This window comes from Bradyrhizobium sp. NBAIM18, from assembly GCF_020193825.1.
GTDB classification, from domain to species: Bacteria; Pseudomonadota; Alphaproteobacteria; order Rhizobiales; family Xanthobacteraceae; genus Bradyrhizobium; species Bradyrhizobium yuanmingense.
Window position 1 is genome coordinate 152,714 of sequence record NZ_JADYVO010000010.1, and the last position, 17,439, is coordinate 170,152.

Annotated in this window: 19 protein-coding genes; 11 read left to right on the top strand and 8 right to left on the bottom strand. The window is 64.9% G+C overall.

The window, feature by feature from the left end; all coding sequences use genetic code 11:
* The first annotated feature begins 22 nt into the window (after nucleotides 1-22).
* The 6 genes from I6F17_RS22665 to I6F17_RS22690 all read left to right on the top strand — a co-directional run bounded on the left by I6F17_RS22665 (nucleotide 23) and on the right by I6F17_RS22690 (nucleotide 6,499).
* On the top strand, nucleotides 23-871 hold the full coding sequence (locus I6F17_RS22665) for an MBL fold metallo-hydrolase (RefSeq protein WP_225128037.1): 849 nt from the start codon (nucleotides 23-25) through the stop codon (nucleotides 869-871).
* 84 nt (nucleotides 872-955) lie between these two features.
* Nucleotides 956-1,798 carry a fumarylacetoacetate hydrolase family protein gene (locus tag I6F17_RS22670; RefSeq protein ID WP_035997147.1) on the top strand — a complete coding sequence of 281 codons (843 nt, stop codon included), beginning with the start codon at nucleotides 956-958 and terminating at the stop codon, nucleotides 1,796-1,798.
* Between the two features lie 152 nt (nucleotides 1,799-1,950).
* On the top strand, nucleotides 1,951-2,562 hold the full coding sequence (locus tag I6F17_RS22675; protein ID WP_225128084.1) for a glutathione S-transferase family protein: 612 nt from the start codon (nucleotides 1,951-1,953) through the stop codon (nucleotides 2,560-2,562).
* Nucleotides 2,563-2,662: 100 nt separating this feature from the next.
* Nucleotides 2,663-3,532 (top strand): MBL fold metallo-hydrolase, encoded by an 870-nt coding sequence (locus I6F17_RS22680; RefSeq protein WP_225128035.1) that lies wholly within the window; start codon nucleotides 2,663-2,665, stop codon nucleotides 3,530-3,532.
* 200 nt (nucleotides 3,533-3,732) lie between these two features.
* On the top strand, nucleotides 3,733-4,881 hold the full coding sequence (locus tag I6F17_RS22685) for an alpha/beta hydrolase (RefSeq protein ID WP_276573254.1): 1,149 nt from the start codon (nucleotides 3,733-3,735) through the stop codon (nucleotides 4,879-4,881).
* Nucleotides 4,882-5,026: 145 nt separating this feature from the next.
* Nucleotides 5,027-6,499, top strand: a complete 1,473-nt coding sequence (locus tag I6F17_RS22690) for an amidase (protein ID WP_225128033.1) — start codon at nucleotides 5,027-5,029, stop codon at nucleotides 6,497-6,499.
* A 107-nt stretch (nucleotides 6,500-6,606) separates the two neighbouring features.
* Here the strand turns inward: I6F17_RS22690 and I6F17_RS22695 are convergent, their stop codons facing one another.
* The 3 genes from I6F17_RS22695 to I6F17_RS22705 are packed head-to-tail and all read right to left on the bottom strand — an operon-like array spanning nucleotide 6,607 to nucleotide 9,711.
* Nucleotides 6,607-7,695 (bottom strand): Zn-dependent alcohol dehydrogenase, encoded by a 1,089-nt coding sequence (locus I6F17_RS22695; protein ID WP_225128031.1) that lies wholly within the window; start codon nucleotides 7,693-7,695, stop codon nucleotides 6,607-6,609.
* A 44-nt stretch (nucleotides 7,696-7,739) separates the two neighbouring features.
* Nucleotides 7,740-9,524: an acyl-CoA dehydrogenase family protein gene (locus I6F17_RS22700; RefSeq protein WP_225128029.1), complete on the bottom strand. Its 1,785-nt coding sequence runs from the start codon at nucleotides 9,522-9,524 to the stop codon at nucleotides 7,740-7,742.
* Nucleotides 9,508-9,711 carry a hypothetical protein gene (locus I6F17_RS22705; RefSeq protein WP_035997131.1) on the bottom strand — a complete coding sequence of 68 codons (204 nt, stop codon included), beginning with the start codon at nucleotides 9,709-9,711 and terminating at the stop codon, nucleotides 9,508-9,510. Before I6F17_RS22705 ends, I6F17_RS22700 begins: the two co-directional genes overlap by 17 nt.
* 34 nt (nucleotides 9,712-9,745) lie before the next feature.
* Between I6F17_RS22705 and I6F17_RS22710 the strand changes: the two genes are divergently transcribed.
* The 3 genes from I6F17_RS22710 to I6F17_RS22720 all read left to right on the top strand — a co-directional run bounded on the left by I6F17_RS22710 (nucleotide 9,746) and on the right by I6F17_RS22720 (nucleotide 11,848).
* Nucleotides 9,746-10,447 (top strand): SDR family NAD(P)-dependent oxidoreductase, encoded by a 702-nt coding sequence (locus I6F17_RS22710; protein WP_225128027.1) that lies wholly within the window; start codon nucleotides 9,746-9,748, stop codon nucleotides 10,445-10,447.
* 115 nt (nucleotides 10,448-10,562) lie between these two features.
* The gene (locus I6F17_RS22715; protein ID WP_036040518.1) at nucleotides 10,563-11,393 is read left to right on the top strand and encodes an enoyl-CoA hydratase; all 831 of its coding nucleotides are present in this window, start codon (nucleotides 10,563-10,565) and stop codon (nucleotides 11,391-11,393) included.
* A 284-nt stretch (nucleotides 11,394-11,677) separates the two neighbouring features.
* Nucleotides 11,678-11,848: an RNA polymerase sigma factor region1.1 domain-containing protein gene (locus I6F17_RS22720; protein ID WP_225128025.1), complete on the top strand. Its 171-nt coding sequence runs from the start codon at nucleotides 11,678-11,680 to the stop codon at nucleotides 11,846-11,848.
* Nucleotides 11,849-11,895: 47 nt separating this feature from the next.
* Here the strand turns inward: I6F17_RS22720 and I6F17_RS22725 are convergent, their stop codons facing one another.
* Nucleotides 11,896-12,786 carry a LysR family transcriptional regulator gene (locus I6F17_RS22725; RefSeq protein ID WP_225128023.1) on the bottom strand — a complete coding sequence of 297 codons (891 nt, stop codon included), beginning with the start codon at nucleotides 12,784-12,786 and terminating at the stop codon, nucleotides 11,896-11,898.
* A 119-nt stretch (nucleotides 12,787-12,905) separates the two neighbouring features.
* Here I6F17_RS22725 and I6F17_RS22730 point away from each other — a divergent pair, with 119 nt between their 5' ends.
* Nucleotides 12,906-13,745 (top strand): oxidoreductase, encoded by an 840-nt coding sequence (locus tag I6F17_RS22730; RefSeq protein WP_225128020.1) that lies wholly within the window; start codon nucleotides 12,906-12,908, stop codon nucleotides 13,743-13,745.
* A gap of 54 nt (nucleotides 13,746-13,799) precedes the next feature.
* On the opposite strand, the gene I6F17_RS22735 is transcribed toward I6F17_RS22730, so the two are convergent.
* Nucleotides 13,800-14,423 (bottom strand): GNAT family N-acetyltransferase, encoded by a 624-nt coding sequence (locus tag I6F17_RS22735; RefSeq protein ID WP_225128009.1) that lies wholly within the window; start codon nucleotides 14,421-14,423, stop codon nucleotides 13,800-13,802.
* 69 nt (nucleotides 14,424-14,492) lie between these two features.
* A complete protein-coding gene (locus I6F17_RS22740) occupies nucleotides 14,493-14,696 on the bottom strand; it encodes a DUF1127 domain-containing protein (RefSeq protein ID WP_035997119.1) in 204 nt (67 codons plus the stop codon).
* Between the two features lie 110 nt (nucleotides 14,697-14,806).
* On the opposite strand from I6F17_RS22740, the gene I6F17_RS22745 reads away from it, so the two are divergent.
* Nucleotides 14,807-15,706 carry a transcriptional regulator GcvA gene (locus I6F17_RS22745; RefSeq protein WP_036040512.1) on the top strand — a complete coding sequence of 300 codons (900 nt, stop codon included), beginning with the start codon at nucleotides 14,807-14,809 and terminating at the stop codon, nucleotides 15,704-15,706.
* Nucleotides 15,707-15,840: 134 nt separating this feature from the next.
* Here I6F17_RS22745 and I6F17_RS22750 read toward each other — a convergent pair whose 3' ends face one another.
* The gene (locus I6F17_RS22750; RefSeq protein ID WP_036040510.1) at nucleotides 15,841-16,254 is read right to left on the bottom strand and encodes a Rieske (2Fe-2S) protein; all 414 of its coding nucleotides are present in this window, start codon (nucleotides 16,252-16,254) and stop codon (nucleotides 15,841-15,843) included.
* Between the two features lie 51 nt (nucleotides 16,255-16,305).
* Nucleotides 16,306-17,418, bottom strand: a complete 1,113-nt coding sequence (locus tag I6F17_RS22755) for an amidohydrolase family protein (protein WP_035997110.1) — start codon at nucleotides 17,416-17,418, stop codon at nucleotides 16,306-16,308.
* Nucleotides 17,419-17,439 lie beyond the last annotated feature (21 nt).

Below are 17,439 nucleotides of genomic sequence, written 5' to 3' on the forward strand. Positions count from 1 at the left end.
GCAAGAAAATGGGAGGCGGCGGATGCAGTGGAAAGTCGGCAAGGTCAGGATCACGAAATTCGTCGAAATGGAGACGGTCGGCTCGACCCGCTTCATCCTGCCGGCAGCCACCCATGACGAGATCCAGAAGCTGCCCTGGCTGATCCCGCATTTCGCCACCGACGAAGGCCGGCTGAAAATGTCGATCCACTCGCTGGTGGTGGAGACGCCGACGCGCCGGATCGTGGTGGACACCGGCCTCGGCAACGACAAGCAAGGCCGCGGCGTCCCCACCTGGAACAACCGCAGCACGCCGTTCTTGGAGACCATGACCGCGGCGGGGTTTCCGCCTGACAGCATCGACACCGTACTGTGCACGCATCTTCACGTCGACCACGTCGGCTGGAATACGCGGCTGGTTGACGGCCGATGGGTGCCGACGTTCCCGAAGGCGCGCTACGTTTTCGGCAGGACCGAATATGAGCACTGGCGTGATTACACGGCCGAGCCGGACAAGGTCGCGGTGTTCAACGACTCCGTGAAGCCGGTGGTCAATGCCGGCCAGGCCGATCTGGTCCCGAGTGACTATCGGCTTTGCGAGGAGATCGAAATGATCCCAACCCCCGGTCACAGCCCGGGGCACATGAGCGTCCTGATCGAGTCCGATGGCGAGCAGGCGCTTCTGACCGGCGACGTTGCCCATCATCCCTGCCAGATGGCCCATCTCGACTGGTGCTCGACCGTGGATACCGATCCCGCGCGATCGGCGGCAAGCCGGCACGCGGTGTTCTCGCGCTTTGCCGACACACCCACACTGGTGATCGGCGGTCACTATTCCGCCGGACATATCAAGCGAGACGGCGACGCATTCAGGTTCGTGGCGCTGGGGTGATGCCCGTTTTGGGCGGTTGAATTTCCCGCCGCCCTGTTCCATGAAGCAGTTAACTGATCGGTCCATTCCCAGGGAGAAACGAGAATGAAGCTTGTTCGTTATGGCGAGAAGGGTGCGGAAAAGCCCGGCCTGATCGACAGATCCGGCCAGTTGCGCGACCTGTCGGCGCATCTGAAGGACCTCACCGGCGAGGCCTATTCGCCTGAATCCCTGAAGAAGCTGGCGGCGCTCGATCCCGCCTCGCTGCCCGCCGTTTCCGGCAAGCCCCGGTTCGGCGCCCCCGTCACCGGCATCTCGAAATTCGTGGCGATCGGCCTCAACTATTCCGACCATGCCAAGGAGACCGGCGCCGAGATCCCGAGCGAGCCGATCATCTTCATGAAGGCCAACACCTCGCTGTCGGGCCCGAACGATCCGGTCGAGAAGCCGCGCGGCTCGACCAAGCTCGACTGGGAGGTCGAGATCGCTGCCATCATCGGCACCCGAGCCAAATACGTCTCGGAAGCCGACGCGCTGAACCACGTCGCCGGCTATTGCGTCTGCAACGACGTCTCCGAGCGCGCCTTCCAGATCGAGCGCCTGGGCCAGTGGACCAAGGGCAAGTCGCACGACACGTTCGGCCCGCTCGGGCCGTGGCTTGCCACCAAGGACGAGATCAAGGACGTGCAGAACCTGTCGATGTGGCTCGATGTCAACGGCCAGCGCCGCCAGACCGGCTCGACCAAGACCATGATCTTCTCGATGGCCAAGTGCATCTCCTATGTCTCGCAGTTCATGACGCTCCTGCCCGGCGACGTCATCACCACGGGCACCCCGCCCGGCGTCGGCCTCGGCATGAAGCCGCCGACCTTCCTCAATGTCGGCGACGTCGTCACGCTCGGCATCGAAGGCCTCGGCGAGCAGCGCCAGGAGATCGTGGCGGCGTAAGCCGCGCGCATCATACACCGTCGTCATGCCCGGGCTTGACCCGGGCATCCACGTCTCACGGCCTGACTACGCGGCAAGGCGTGGATGGCCGGGTCAAGCCCGGCCATGACGAGGAGACACCGTTCGCACAAGTTCGATTGCAGGACATCCTCATGAAGCTCACCTTCTCCCCCGCCTCGCCCTTTGCCCGCAAGGTGCGCATCGCTGCGATCGAGCTCGGGCTGATCGACAAGATCGAATTCGTGCCAGCAAGCGTGACGCCGGGCACGGCCAACGAGGACTATTCGAAGATCACGCCGCTGAAGAAGCTGCCGGTGCTGATCACCAATGACGGCGAGGTGATCCTGGATTCCTACGTCATCGTCGAATATCTCAACGAGATCGCCGGCGGCAGCCTGATCCCGGATTACGGCCCGCGGCGCTGGAAGGCCAAGACCAACCACTCGCTGATCAACGGCATGCTCGATTCCATGCTGCTGTGCCGCTACGAGAAGATGGTGCGGCCGCAGGGCCTGCAATGGCAGGCCTGGTCGGACGACCACTGGAACAGGGCCTGGACCGGCATGGCGCGCTTCGAGAACATGCCTGACGCGCTGAACGGCCCGTTCGACATCTCGCAGATCGGCCTCGTTTGCGTGCTCGGCTATGCCGACTTCCGCTTCGCCGATTGCGGCTGGCGCAAGGCCTTTCCGAAGCTCGACGCCTTCCATCAAAAGTTGCTGGAGCGTCCCTCCGTCAAGATCTCGGTGCCTCCGGCCAGCTAAAGCGCGACGATCGTCGCGCTTTAGCTTGTTGTTTGAGCATGATCTTGTCGGAAAACCGCTGCACACTTTTCCGGATCATGCTGTACTCGCAGGAGTTCTCATGAGCCTCAAGTTCTCGGTCGGCGATCTCACCATCCATCGCATCATCGAGCAGGAGACCTCGTTCGTCCCGGCGCTGGAGATGCTGCCGGGACTGACGGCGGACGTGCTGGCCGAGAACCGGGCGTGGATGCGCGAGGCGAAGGCGCTGGACGAAGAGGACGTGCTGCTGCTCTGCTTCCAGTCCTACGTGGTGAAGACGCCGCACCACACCATCCTGGTCGACAGCTGCATCGGCAATGACAAGCCGCGCCCCAATCGGCCGAAATGGAACATGAAGACCGACGACACCTATCTGCGCGGGCTCGATGCCGCGGGGTTCTCGGTCGACGACATCGATTTCGTGATGTGCACGCATCTGCATGTCGACCATGTCGGCTGGAACACGCGGCTCGAGAACGGCCGCTGGGTGCCGACCTTCCCGAAGGCGCGCTACGTCTTCGCCAAGCAGGAATTCGATCACTGGTCCGCGCAGAATGCGAAGACGGAGGTGCCGCCCTTCGTCGACAGCGTGCTGCCGGTGGTCGAGGCCAACAGGCACGAGCTCGTCGGCAACGACCACGAGATCGGCGATCACGTCCGCATCCTGCCGACGCCGGGCCACACGCCCGGCCATATCGCCATCACGATGGGCCGCGGCAAGGACGACGCCGTCTTCTCAGGCGATCTCATGCACTCGCCGCTGCAGACGCTCTATCCGGAGCTCTCGATCAAGTTCGACGTCGATCCGACTGCTGCGGCGAAAACGCGCCGCAGCTTCCTGGAGCGCTATTGCGACACCGACACGCTGTGCTGCACGGCGCATTTTCCGTCACCGTCGATGGGGAAGATCCGGCGCAAGGGTAACGCGTTCGAGTGTGTGGCGGTGTGATCTGGCACGGCTCGCGCCGCGAACTCCCATCCTCCCCTGGACGGCGAGGATCGGTTCGTATGCAGCGAAGCGAAATGCGAACCGAGGTGGGGTGACGGTCTCTCCTCCTTGAAACTGCCCGAGTGGAGAGATCACCCCACCCCGCTCGCGCTTCGCGCGATCGACCTTCCCCCTCCAGGGGAGGGTAAGGAGGAAACAACATGCCTGATCTGCTCCCAATTCCCCTGCCCGCCGGCATCCGCTCGCGCACCGTCGACGGCATCAACGGCTTGCGGATGCATGTGCTGGAGGCCGGTTTCGAGACCAAGGGACGGCGCTGTATCCTCTTGCTGCACGGCTTTCCCGAGCTCGCCTTCTCCTGGCGCAAGGTGATGCCGGCGCTCAGCGCGGCCGGCTACCACGTGATCGCACCGGACCAGCGCGGCTACGGACGCACCACGGGATGGAGCGCGGAGTACGACGGCCCTCTCGCGCCGTTCTCGCTTCTCAATCTCGTGCGCGATGCGCTCGCCCTGGTGTCGGCGTTCGGCTACAGGCAGGTCGATGTGGTCGGACATGATTTCGGCAGCCCGGTCGCGGCATGGTGCGCCTTGATCCGGCCCGACGTGTTTCGTTCGGTGACGATGATGAGCGCGCCGTTCGGCGGTCCGCCGGCGCTGCCGTTCGGCACGGTCGACAAACCGGCAAAGCCCGCGGTGGAAGACCCGGTGCATCGCGAGCTCGCCGCGCTGCCGCGGCCACGCAAGCACTATCAATGGTATTATTCGACACGGGAAGCCAATGCCCACATGCAGCAGGCACCGCAGGGCGTGCATGATTTCCTGCGCGCCTATTATCATCACAAGAGCGCGGACTGGGCCGACAACAAGCCCTATCCGCTGCAAGCATGGTCGGCGCAGGAGCTGGCGAAGCTGCCGACCTATTACGTGATGGACTTGCATGAGACCATGGCTGAGACGGTCGCGAAGGAGATGCCCTCGCCGGCCGCGATCGCCGCGAACCAATGGCTGCCGGATAGCGACCTTGCCTATTACAGCGCCGAATACAGCCGCACCGGTTTTCAGGGCGGGCTGCAATGGTACCGCTACGGCACGTCGGGCACGCTCAACAACGAGATGCAGCTGTTTGCCGGCCGCAGCATCGATGTGCCCTCCTGCTTCATCTCGGGCAAGCAGGATTGGGGCACCTATCAACGGGCCGGCGCTTTCGAGACAATGCAGCGCAGCGCGTGCACGAAGATGCTCGGCTGCCATCTCGTCGACGGCGCAGGCCATTGGGTCCAGCAGGAGCAGCCGGCCGCGGTGAGCAGGTTGCTGCTCGACTTCCTCGCCAAGGCGGGCGTGGCCTGATTTTGGACAGGGGAACCACGGCTGGGGGCGGCGTAGCTCGTATCACATTCGCTGTTTACGGCTAGCAGCACATCAATCTCCATCAAACAGCCGTTGCGAGATTCGGCCAGACTGCGCATCATCATCCAAGAGCGGGAGAAGCGCGGTGGCCAGATCGGAATGGAGTTTCAAGAGTGCGGTCGAATTGTCGGCCGCGTTGCGTGCGAAGAAGGTCTCGGCGGTCGAGCTGACGCAGGACGCGATCGCGCGTATCGAACGGCACGACGGCAGGATCAACGCGGTGTGCGTGCGCGATTTCGATCGCGCGCTCGTTGCGGCGCGCGAGGCGGATGCGGCGCTGGCGCGCGGCGAGCACAAGCCGCTGCTCGGCCTGCCCACGACGATCAAGGAATCCTTCAACATCGCAGGCCTGCCGACGACCTGGGGATTCGTGCCGCAGAAGGGCTTCAAGCCCGTGGAAGACGCGCTGGCGGTGACCCGCATCAAGCAGGCCGGCGGCGTGATCCTCGGCAAGACCAACGTGCCGGTCGGCCTCGGCGACTGGCAGAGCTACAACGACATCTACGGCACCACCAACAACCCCTACGATCTCGGCCGCACGCCGGGCGGTTCGTCCGGGGGATCGGCGGCAGCCCTCGCCGCCGGCTATTGCGCGCTCGCCACCGGCTCGGACATCGGCGGCTCCCTGCGTGTGCCGGCATTTCATTGCGGCGTGTTCGCGCACAAGCCGACCCTCAATCTCTGCGCGGCGCGCGGCGAGACCCCGCCGCCGTTTCCAGCCATTCCGCGCGAGGGCGACCTCGCCGTCATCGGGCCGATGGCGCGCACGGCGGCGGATCTGTCCTTGCTGCTCGACGTCATGGCGGGGCCCGATCCGCTCGACATCGGTATCGCCTACAAGCTCGATTTGCCGGCCGCGCGGCATCAGTCGCTGCGGGATTTTCGTGTGTTGGTGATCGACAGCCATCCCCTGCTGCCGAGCGACCGGGATGTCCGCAGCGCGATCGACAAGCTCGCAATCGATCTTGCGAAGGCCGGCGTCACCGTCGCACGCGAGAGCGCGCTGCTCCCGGACCTCGCGGAGACGTCCCGGCTTTACATGCGCATGCTGCTGGGTTTCCTCGGCGCGTTCCTACCTCCCGACGAGCTGGCGGATGCGCAGGCGCGGGCGAGCCAGCTGTCACCGGAGAACACCAGCCTTGACGCGGAGCGGCTGCGCGGCATCACCGCGAGCCACCGCGCCTGGGTCCTCGACGCAGGGACCCGCGCCGTGCTCCGCGCGCAATGGCGGGCGTTGTTCAAGAGCTTCGACGCGGTGATCTGCCCGATCATGCCGACGCCGGCCTTTTCGCACGATCATTCGCCGGAACAACGCCTGCGAACGATCAGCATCGACGGCAAGGATTACCCCTATTCCGACCAGCTCGCTTGGCCGGGCATCGCAACGCTTCCCGGCCTGCCGGCAACGGCCGTTCCGCTCGGCCTGTCGAAACACGGTCTGCCCGTCGGCGTCCAGATCGTCGGTCCCTTCCTCGAGGACAGGACGCCGCTCAAGCTCGCCGAGCTGATCGAGCGCGAGTTCGGCGGGTTCGTGCCGCCGAAGATGTTCGACGATTAGCAGTCCTTCGTCATTGCGAGGAGCTCTTGCGACGAAGCAATCCAGACTGCATCCGCGGAAACAGTTCTGGATTGCTTCGCTTCGCTCAATGACGAAAGTAAAATCACTCAACTATCGAACACGATCACGCTGCGCAGCGTCTTGCCCGCCTTCATGTTGGCAAAGCCCTCGTTGATCTCGGACAGCTTCAGCTTGGCCGAGATCCAGTCTTCCAGATGCAGCCGGCCGCGCAAATAGAAGTCGACCAGGCGCGGCATGTCGACGCGGAAATGGTTCGAGCCCATCGAGGAGCCCTGGATCTTGCGCTCGCGCAGGAAGTCGAAGCCGTGCAGCTCGATCTTCTGCCCGAACGGGATCATGCCGACAATGGTGGCGGTGCCGCCGGAGGCGAGCATGGCGAAGGCCTGCTCGGCCGTCTCCTTGCGGCCGAGCACCTCGAAGGAATGGTGCACGCCGCCATTGGTGAGGTCGCGGACCTGCTTCACGACATCGCCGTCGGCCGGATTGATGATGTCGGTCGCGCCCAGCTTGGTCGCGAGCTGGAGCTTTGCGGGATTGGTGTCGATGGCGATGATGCGGCCGGCGCCGGCGATCTGCGCGCCGTTGATCGCGGCCATGCCGACGCCGCCACAGCCGATCACCGCCACGGTCTCGCCGGCCGTCACCTTCGCCGTGTTCACCACCGCGCCATAGCCGGTGATGACACCGCAGCCGATCAGCGCGGCGAGATCGAGCGGCATGTCCTTGCGGATCTTCACAATGGCATTCTCGTGCACCAGCATCTGCTCGGCGAAGGAGGAGAGATTGAGGAATTGGTGCAGCTTCTCCGGCTTCGACCATTGCATCCGGTTGGAGGCGCCCGGCAGCATCTTCACCGTCGCGTCGGTGCAGAGCACGGTGCGGCCGGTCGTGCAATTGTCGCAGGTGCCGCAGAAGACGGAGAGACATGTGACGACATGGTCGCCGGGCTTCACATAGGTGACATCGGAGCCGACCTGCTCGACCACGCCGGCGGATTCGTGCCCGAGCACTGCCGGTAGCGGATGCGGATAGAGCCCTTCCATGAAATGCAGGTCGGAGTGGCAGAGGCCGGCGACGGCGGTGCGGATCAGCACCTCGCGCGGTCCCGGCTTCGGCAGGCTGATGTCCTCGATGACGAGCGGCTGGTTGACTTCATAGAGGACGGCGGCCTTCATCGAACACTCCCTATCGCGCTTTTTGTTTGATCGCAGCGCGCAGCCTACGCCGTCAGGACCAGTTCGCCAACCTCGCTCATGCCGGCTGCGCGATCGCCGAGCAGCAGTTCGGCTATCTTCGCCTGCGCGGCATTTTCCGTGAGCCGGAACGGATCGCTCGGCGTCACGCGGTGGTCGATCACGAGGCGCGAGAGCAGCAGCCGGCGTGCATCGCCGCGCATCTCGTGAATGCGGTGTGCTTCCCAGGCGAGCGCCACCGCGCTGGCGACATGATAGAGCGCGCTGGTGGCGCGGCGCGCATCGGCTTCGTTCTCGGACTTGGCCGCAACTTCGCGTGCGAAGCCGACGGCGCGGTCGGTGAGGCCACGCAGATGATCGCGCCAAGCCTGCGGCACCGAGGCGCTGTCGCCGAGCCGCGCGTGCAGATCGGCTGCGAGCGCGGATTCCGCGCCGTGGCGGCCGACTGCCCGCCGCAGCGCATCGATCGCGACGATGTTACCGGTGCCTTCCCAGACCGAGCCGAGATGCGCATCGCGCAGCAGGCGGGCGGTGGCGAATTCCTCGATATAGCCGATGCCGCCGCGCATCTCGAGCGCATCGCCGCAAACCTTGCGCGCATCGCGCGTGGCGCGGAACTTCAGCGTCGGCGTGAGAATGCGCAGCAGCGCCGCGGCATCCTGGCTGCCGGCCTCGGCACGGTCGAGGGCATCAGCAGTGAGGAAGCTCATCGACAGGCCCTGCTCCACCGGCAGCATGATCTTCAGCATCTGCCGCCGCCCCAGCGGCAGATCGATGATGCGCTGGCCGAACACGACGCGGTTGGTCGCCACCGTCATCGCGTCGTGATAGGCGCGGCGCATCAGCGCGGTGGACTTGACGCCGTTGGAGAGCCGCGAGGAGTTCACCATCTCGGCCATCTGCACGAAACCGCGGTCGAGCTTGCCGACAGCGTAGGCGATCGCGCCTTCAAGCTTGATCTCGCCAGAGGCCATCGAGCGGGTGCCGAGCTTGTCCTTGAGGCGCACGATCCGGTAATGGTTCTGCGAACCGTCGTCGAGGAAACGCGGCATCAGGAACAGGCCGACGCCGCGCGTGCCAGGGCCGGCGCCTTCCGGGCGCGCCAGCAACATCACGACTTTCGCGTCGGCATTCGAGCAGAACCATTTCTCGCCATAGAGGCGCCAATGGTCGCCGTCCTGCACGGCGCGCGTGGTCAGCGTGCCGACATCGGAGCCGCCTTCCTTCTCGGTCATGAACTGGCCGCCCTGGGTCAGCTTGCTCATGTCGGTCGAGGTCAGGCCATCCAGATATTTCGCCTTGAGCGCCTCGCTGCCGAAATTCGCCAAGAGCTTGGCGCAGCCATCGGTGACGTTGATCGGGCAGCCCATGCCGAATTCGGTCTGGTTGAACAGGAAGGTGAAGGCGTGCTTGGCCACAACAGGGTATTTGTCCGACCAGCCCATGATGCCTTTGCGGATTGAAAGCGCGTGGATGCCGAACTCGCCGAACGCGGCGTTCTCCAGCTCGCGATAGGCCGGATGATATTCGATCCATTGCACGTCGCGGCCGAACTTGTCGCGCTGGTGCAGGATGGGCGTGTGCCGGTCGGCGAGCCGCGCGCATTCGTCGAGATGGCCGCCGGCGAGCTCACCGAGCCGGTCGAGATGCGGCTCGATGTGTCGGAACAGATTCTCCGGGAGATGGATGCGGAGCAGGTCCGTGAGCGCGGGATCGGCGCGGTAGAAATTCATGCCCGACGTATCGGGCGCCAGCAGGCCGGAGGGTGCGGCCGCGATATCTTTTGGCTGCGCTTTAACCGGTCCGGGCATGATCGTCCTCTTCGTTTCCATCCGACGGCAATTCTTTGCGCTTGCCGCTTTGGATGATGTCGATCATGCTCCAGTCGCGGACAGCGATAAAGCCGCAAAATGTCAGGGCGGCATGATCGCCGCGAGGGAGCAACTCGCCCTGCGGAATTGTGATCGCGCCGGCTGGTTGTCTGCGCGGACCATGCATAGATCAGCGGCTCCTACCTCCGAGAGATCACGCCATGGAACACCCGAAGTACAAGATCGCCCTCATCGTCGGTGCCGGCGAAGGCCTCAGCGCATCGCTGGCGCGCCTGCTAGCGGCGCAGGGCATCCGCATCGCGCTCGCCGCACGCAAGAGCGAGAAGCTTGGCGCGCTCTGCACCGAGACCGGGGCCAAGGCCTATGCCTGCAACGCCACCGAGCCCGACGACGTGGAGCGGCTGTTCGGTCTGGTCGAGCGCGAGATCGGCACGCCCGACCTCGTCGTCTACAACGCCTCCGGCCGCACGCGCGGGCCGTTCGTCGATCTCGTGCCGGCCGACGTCGCGCAGGCGATTGCGGTCAGCGCCTATGGCGGCTTCCTGGTGGCGCAGCAGGCCGCCAAGCGCATGCTGCCGAACCAGCACGGCGCGATCCTGTTCACCGGCGCCTCCGCCAGCGTCAAGGGCTATGCGCAGTCCGCTCCCTTCGCGATGGGCAAGTTCGCGCTGCGGGGCCTTGCCCAGAGCATGGCGCGCGAATTGTCGCCGCAGGGCATCCATGTCGCGCATTTCGTCATCGACGGCGGCATCAGGAGCGCGACGCGAAGCGATCCGGCTGACAAGCCGGACTCGATGCTCGATCCCGACGCGATCGCACAGAGCTATTGGAACGTGCTGCAGCAGCCGCGCAGCGCCTGGAGCTGGGAGCTGGAACTGCGGCCCTGGGTGGAGAGGTTTTGAAGGCACATTGCCGTAGCGTGGGCAAAGGCGCGAAGCGCCATGCCCACGATCTCGAACTTTAGAAATAATGGTGGGCACGCTTCGCTTTGCCCACCCTACGAGACCGGGAGGAACAATGACCACGGAAACCACCATCGACACCGGCACCAATGAGCTCCTCTGCACGATCCGCGACCGCGTCGCCGTGATCACGCTGAACCGGCCGGAGGCGCGCAATTCGCTGTCGGACGCGCTGACGCCGGCGCTACGCACGATGATCCGGAGCTGCGGCGAGAATCCCGATGTCGGCGCGCTGCTGCTGACCGGCGCGGGCGAAGCCTTCTGCGCCGGCGGGAACGTCAAGGGCATGGGTGCGCATCGCGACAAGGCGAAGCTCGACATGTCCTTTGACGACAAGGTCGCCGACCTGCAGGAGCGGCAGCGGCTGCTCACCGGCGCGCTGGTGTCTGTGCGCAAGCCGACGATCGCTGCGCTGCCCGGCCCCGCAGTCGGCGCCGGGCTCGCCATCGCCATGGCCTGCGACATCCGCATCGCCGCGCAATCCGCCTTCGTCGCCACCGGCTATGCCCGCATCGCGCTCAGCGGCGATTATGGCATCGCCTGGCTGCTCACCCGCCTCGTCGGCACCGCGCGGGCGCGCGAATTGATGTTCACCGGCGACCGCGTCGATGCCGCGCGCGCCGAGGCGATCGGCCTCGTCAACCGCGTCGTGCCCGACGACAAATTGCAGACCGAGGCGTTCGCACTGGCCAAATCGCTCGCCGAAGGCCCGCGCCTCGCGCTGCGCTACATGAAGGACAATCTCGACGAGGCCCTGCTGTTCGACTTCGAAACCGCGCGCGACCACGAAGCCGAGCGGCTGGTCCGCCTCACCACGACCGCCGACCACAAGGAGGCCGTGCAGGCCTTCATCGACAAGCGCAAGGCGGTGTTCACGGGGAAGTAGCAGGATTCGGCAATCTCTGGCCGTCACCCTGAGGTGGCCGCGCCTTCGCGGGCCCTCGAAGGGCGACGGCCCGACTGTGGTTGCGAGTCGCGTTTCACGAGCAGCGGGGCCGCTCATCCTTCGAGGCTCCCCACGCGGCGCTCTGCGCCGGGCGTCTCGCACCTCAGGATGACGGGGCGCGAGTGCGGGAAGGATCCCAGATGACGGTGCGCTCCATTCGCGCTGCGCGGTCCGAACCATTCGGTCATTCCCTATAGTAGAGACGCTATTTTTTGGAGTGCTGAATGGATTGGTCTGAGGTGGTCCGGAAGGCCGCCATCCTGGCGGAGAAGACGGGCTATGTTACGTTCGATCAACTCAACGAGTTGATACCGTCGACCGGGGCGGAACCGGAAGATATCGAGGCCATACTCACCGCTCTAAGTGAGCGGGGAATCCGGATCGAGGAAGAATAGGCCTTATCGCAGCCCGGATGGAGCGGAGCGAAATCCGGGCTACGCGGCTACTTCGCCGGCGCCCGCGCAAAATCCACGAAGGCCCGCAGCGCGGCCGGCAATTGGCGGCGGCTGGGGTAGTAGAGGAAGAAGCCGGGATAGGCTGGGCACCAGTCGGCGAGCACGCGGACCAGCTTGCGTTTGGCAACCAGCGCTTCAACCTGCTGCTCGAAGACATAGGCGAGGCCGACACCGTCGAGCGCCGCATCGACCATCAGGTCCTGGTCGTTCATGGTAAGTGGCCCCGTGACATCGATCGCGAGCTCGATGCCGCCGCGCTCGAACTCCCAGTGATAGAGCGCGCCTGACGTGAAGCGGTAGCGGATGCAGGGCAGGCCCTTCAGGTCATGCGGCGTGGCTGGCTGCTTGTGTGTCTTGAAGAAGGCGGGCGCGCCGATCACGGCAAAACGGTGCCGCGGGCCGATCGGCACGGCGATCATGTCGGCGGCAATGGTCTCGCCGAAGCGCACGCCGGCGTCGAAGCCGGCCGCGACCATGTCGATCAGGGAATCGTTGATGACGATCTCGACGCTCACATCAGGGAATTCCTTCAGAAAGCGCGTCACGGTCGGCAGCAGCACCAGCTGGGCCGACTGGCGCGCGGCGGTGAAGCGCAGCGTGCCGGCGGGCTTGCCGCGGAGATTGTTGAGGTCCTCGAGCGCGTCGTCGATGTCGCGGAAGGCCGGCGTGATGCGGGCGAACAGGCGTTCCCCGGCCTCGGTGAGCGCAACGCTGCGGGTGGTGCGGTTGACGAGCCGCAGCCCCAGCCGCTCCTCGATATTGCGCAAGCCGTGGGACAATGCCGAGGGCGTGACGCCGAGTTCGGTCGCCGCCGCGCGAAAACTGCGGTGGCGGGCGATGGCGAGGAAGGTCGCAAGGTCGGACGGGTCGATCCGCATTGATGAATTTTGCTCAAGAGCTTGCTAAATATATAGCGTATTATCTCAGCTATGGCGAGCCGCTACACCTTGCCCATCGGCTTCGGCACACCGCCGGGCCAAATGGAAAGGGCAATATCATGCGTGTCTGGTTCATCACAGGAGCGTCCCGCGGATTTGGTGCGTTGATTGCCGAAGCGGCGTTGAAGGCCGGCGATGCCGTGGTCGCGACCGCGCGCGACCCGTCCACCGTCACCGCCCGCCTGGGCACGCATGAGCGGCTGCTCGCCACCCGGCTCGACGTCACCAGCGAGGCCGAGGCGCATGAGGCCGCCGGCCAGGCCGTGAAGAAGTTCGGGCGCATCGACATCCTCGTCAACAATGCCGGCTACGGCCTTCTGGGCGCGATCGAGGAAGCCAGCGATGCGGAAACGCAGAAGCTGTTCGGCACGAACGTGTTCGGCCTCCTCAGTGTCACCCGCGCGGTGCTGCCGCATATGCGGCGCCAGCGTTCCGGCCACGTCATCAACATCTCGTCGGTCGGCGGCTACACCGGCTATCTCGGTTGGGGCGTCTATGGAGCCACCAAGTTCGCGGTCGAGGGAATCAGCGAGGCGCTGGCCGGCGAAGTCGCGCCGCTCGGCATCAAGGTCACCGTGGTCGAGCCCGGCTTCTTCCGCACAAACTTTCTCGACGAGAGCTCGCTGTCGCACACGGCCGTGCAGATCGAGGACTACCGTGACAGCGTCGGCAAGACACGCGCGCACGCGGCCGACGTCAATGGCGGCCAGCGCGGCGATCCGCGCAAGCTGGCGCAGGCCTTCCTGAAACTGGTCGATGCGAAAAACCCGCCGCTGCGGCTGCCGCTCGGCAGCGACACGGTGGAGCGGATCGAGGCGAAGAACGCGTTCGTTGCGAAGGAGCTGGCGGAGTGGCGGACCGTCGCGACCTCGACCGACTTCACCAGTGACGGCGCTTGAGTGAAGGCAAAAAAACGCCCGGCTCTGGCTTGGCCAGGCCGGGCTGCAGTCATGTCAGGCCGAGGCTGAGGGGCTGTCGGCCTGACGGGAAAGGGCGGCGAGGCGCCAGCTCGCGCAGGGAATGTCTTTCGGGGCGACGCTGATCTCCTTGTCGAAGCGCACCAGCTTCCAATCGTCCGGATGGTTGACGAAAGTGAAGCCGGCTTTGCGCGCGAGCGAGACCATGGCCTCATTGGCGCGCAGCGTGTCGCCGTAGATGTGCTCGGCGCCGAGCGCGGCCGCGCGGCATTCGAGGTTCTTCATCAGCGCGGTGGCGATGCCGTGGCCCTGCCAGCGGTCATCGACCGAGAGGCCGAACTCGAACGTCGCGGTCTCGGCATGGAAGGCATAGCGGGCTTCGGCCACGATGGTCTCGAAGCGGTCGACCATCATGGTCGCCACGATGGTGAAGCGATCGCCCTCGCCGACCTCGAGGAAATCGTGCAGCAGGCCCTTAGGCAATTCGCTGATCGCGCCGAAGAAGCGGTTGTAGCGGGAGCGGGTCGAGAGCGAGCGGAAATAGTGCTGCAGCTCATCGGTGTCGCGCGGCTCGACGAAGCGGACATTGAGCCGCTCACCCCGCCTTGTGCGCAGCACGTCCGAATATTGCTTGAGGTCTTCGAGGCGAAGGGTGCTCATGACACGTGCCCAGCGGAAAAGGGGACCGCCGGCGCCCCTGTGCTCAGGCGGCGCCGGCCTGGCGGCCTGTCAGGCCCGCCAGAAGGGCTTGTCAGCCTCGTAGGCAATGTCGGACCAGGACAGCCCGACGTCCTGGAGATCGCGGGCGGTCCAGTGCGTCAGCTCGCGCCGGGTCCGGTAGCGCTCGTGCCAGACGTGGAGGACCTCGCCGATCTGGTAGAGGACGCCCTGTGCATGATGATTTGTCATCGAATTGTCGGTCAATGTAGACATTTTCAGCTCCTGGAGCTAAGTTGATCGCTAATATCTGCCTTCTGCTGCGCCGCGACAAACGACAATTTGTACCTTTTCGCATGAAATAACGTCATGCATCCTGCTGCCAAATGACTGCCAGATTGCCCTCCCTGAACGGATTGCGGGCGTTCGAGGCCGCCGCGCGCCATCTCAGCTTCACGCTCGCAGCCAGCGAGCTGAACGTGACCCAGACCGCGATCAGCCATCAGATCCGCAGGCTGGAGGAGGAGCTCGGCATCCGCCTGTTCATCCGGCAGAACCGCGCGCTGGCGCTGACGCCGGAGGCGCGCGACTATTTGCCGGGGGTCCGCGCCGCCTTCAACGATTTGCGCCTCGCCACCGACCGTCTCCTGCGCAAGGACGACGACAAGGTGCTGACAGTGTCGACGCTGGCTTCGCTCGCCGCCAAATGGCTGCTGCCGCGGCTAACCGATTTCCAGGAGCAGCATCCCGGCATCGACGTGCGCATCACCACCTCGACCAGCCTGGTCGATTTCCAGCGCGACAATGTCGATGCCGCGATCCGCTATGGCCGCGGCCAATGGCCGGGCCTGCGCGCCGACTGGCTGATGGCGGACGAGCTGTTTCCGGTGTGCAGCCCGTCGCTGCTGCGCGGCGACAAGCCGCTGCGCCGCCCCGAGGATCTGCGCAACCATCCGCTGCTGCACACGTCGAGCACCAACAGCGACGACTGGCGGCTGTGGCTGACCGCGGCGGGCCTGCCGGCCGATATCGCAAGGCACCCCGGCATCACCTTCGACATGATCTTCATGACCATCCAGGCCGCCATCGACGGCATCGGCGTCGCCATGGGACGGACCTCCTACGTGCAGGACGACATCGCCAAAGGTCGGCTCGTGGTCCCCTTCAAGATCGCGCTGCCGGCGGACGCCGGCTTCTACCTGGTCGCGCCGGACGGCCGTCGGGAGGCGCCAAAGCTCGCTGCGTTCCGGCAATGGGTGCTCGCGGCGGCGCAGAATAAGGCGTGAAAATGCAGCGGCTTCCCTCGGTTGTCATTCCGGGGCGCGCGTAGCGCGAGCCCGGAATCCATTTCTCACAGGATCTGTTGCCCGATGGATTCCGGGTTCGGTCCTGCGGACCGCCCCGGAATGACAGCGGAGACCTACAGCTCGACCACCACGTAGTCGCTCTCGACTTTCACCGGGATGGTCTCGGCGACATAGGGCCCCTTCACCACGCTCGCGCCCGGCTCGACATGGGCGGGATAGGCCTTCACGCGGAAACGGCGGGGGTCGCAATAGGATTGGCCGGTGCGGATGTCGAACTCCCAGCCGTGCCAGGGGCAGCGGATGATCTCACCTAACTTGGTGTATTCGATCTCGCCGGGATTGCTCGACTGTGCGAGACCGATCAGCGGGCCCTCACACAGCGCCGCACCCTGATGCGGGCAGCGGTTCATCAGGCCGAAATATTCGCCCTTGATGTTGAAGACTGCGATCGGCCGCCCGTCGATCTCCAGGAATTTTCGCGTGCCGGGCGGAAGCTCGTCGACCGCGGCAATCACATGCCGCGCCATGCTATGTTTTCCGCATGATCTGATCGAAAAACCGCTTCACACTTTTTCGGATCATGCGGTTATCCCGTACAGCTTCTTTGCGTTGCCGAGATAGAACGCCTCGCGATTGTCCTCGCTGACTCCCGCCGGCAGCACGCGCGACGGCTCGTCATAGTCCCAATGCGGATAATCGGTGGCGAACAAGAGACGATCCCAGCCGATCCATTTGATGACATCGAACAGATCCTCGCGCCTTTCAGGATCTTCCATCGGCTGCGTCGTCCACCACACCTGCTCGCGGATATATTCCGACGGCGGCCGTTTTACATGCGGCACCTCGCTCCTGAGCCGCTGCCAGGCCTTGTCCAGCCGCCACGCCAGTGACGGCGCCCAGCCGAAGCCGGCCTCGATCATCACCATCTTCAATTTCGGGAAGCGCTCGAACACGCCCTCCAAAACCAGGCTCGCAAGCGCCGATTGCTGGCACTGCGAATGCCCGACCATCTCCTCGATGTAATAGGACGGCCAGCCCGAGGGTGTGATCGGGTTGCCGCCGAAGCCGAAGGCGTGGACGCCGACCGGGAGCCCCGCTTCTTCCGCAGCCTGGTAGATCGGCCAATAGCGACGCTGGCCGAGCGGCTCGACATTGCGGCTGAGCAGCAGCACCTGCACGAAATTCTTGTCCCCGGCGCGCTCGCGGATCTCGGCCGCAGCCGACAGCCCATCCTCATTGCCCACGACGATGGAGGCCTTCAGCCGCTTGTCCTTGCTGGTCCATTTGTCGATCTGCCAATCGTTGATCGCCGAGCACAGAGCGGCTGAGAGCTCGTGATTGCGGATGCCCTGCCCGGTGTTGAGTGGATTGAGCACGCCCAGCTGCACGTTGTTGGGATCGAGCAATTGCTTCTGCATGAAGGCGAGCGAGGAGCCCTGCGGGCCGCCTTCCGGCGGATAGGCATCGCGGCGCGAGGCGTTGGGCTGGGCCTTCGGATAGGGCGGGCCTTCCATCATGCCCTGATAGGCATGGACGCCGTAGACTTCGAGGTGATGCTGCCAGCGTTTGGCGAGGTAGGGGTAGAGCTCGGTGTGGGTCGTGCGCGCCGGATGGATGTCGCAGTCCGCGATTGCGGTTTTGACGTTCAGTGGGGAAGCGGCTTCTTGGTTCTCGCGGAACTGGATATTCATCGCCTTGCCTCCTTGGCAGCG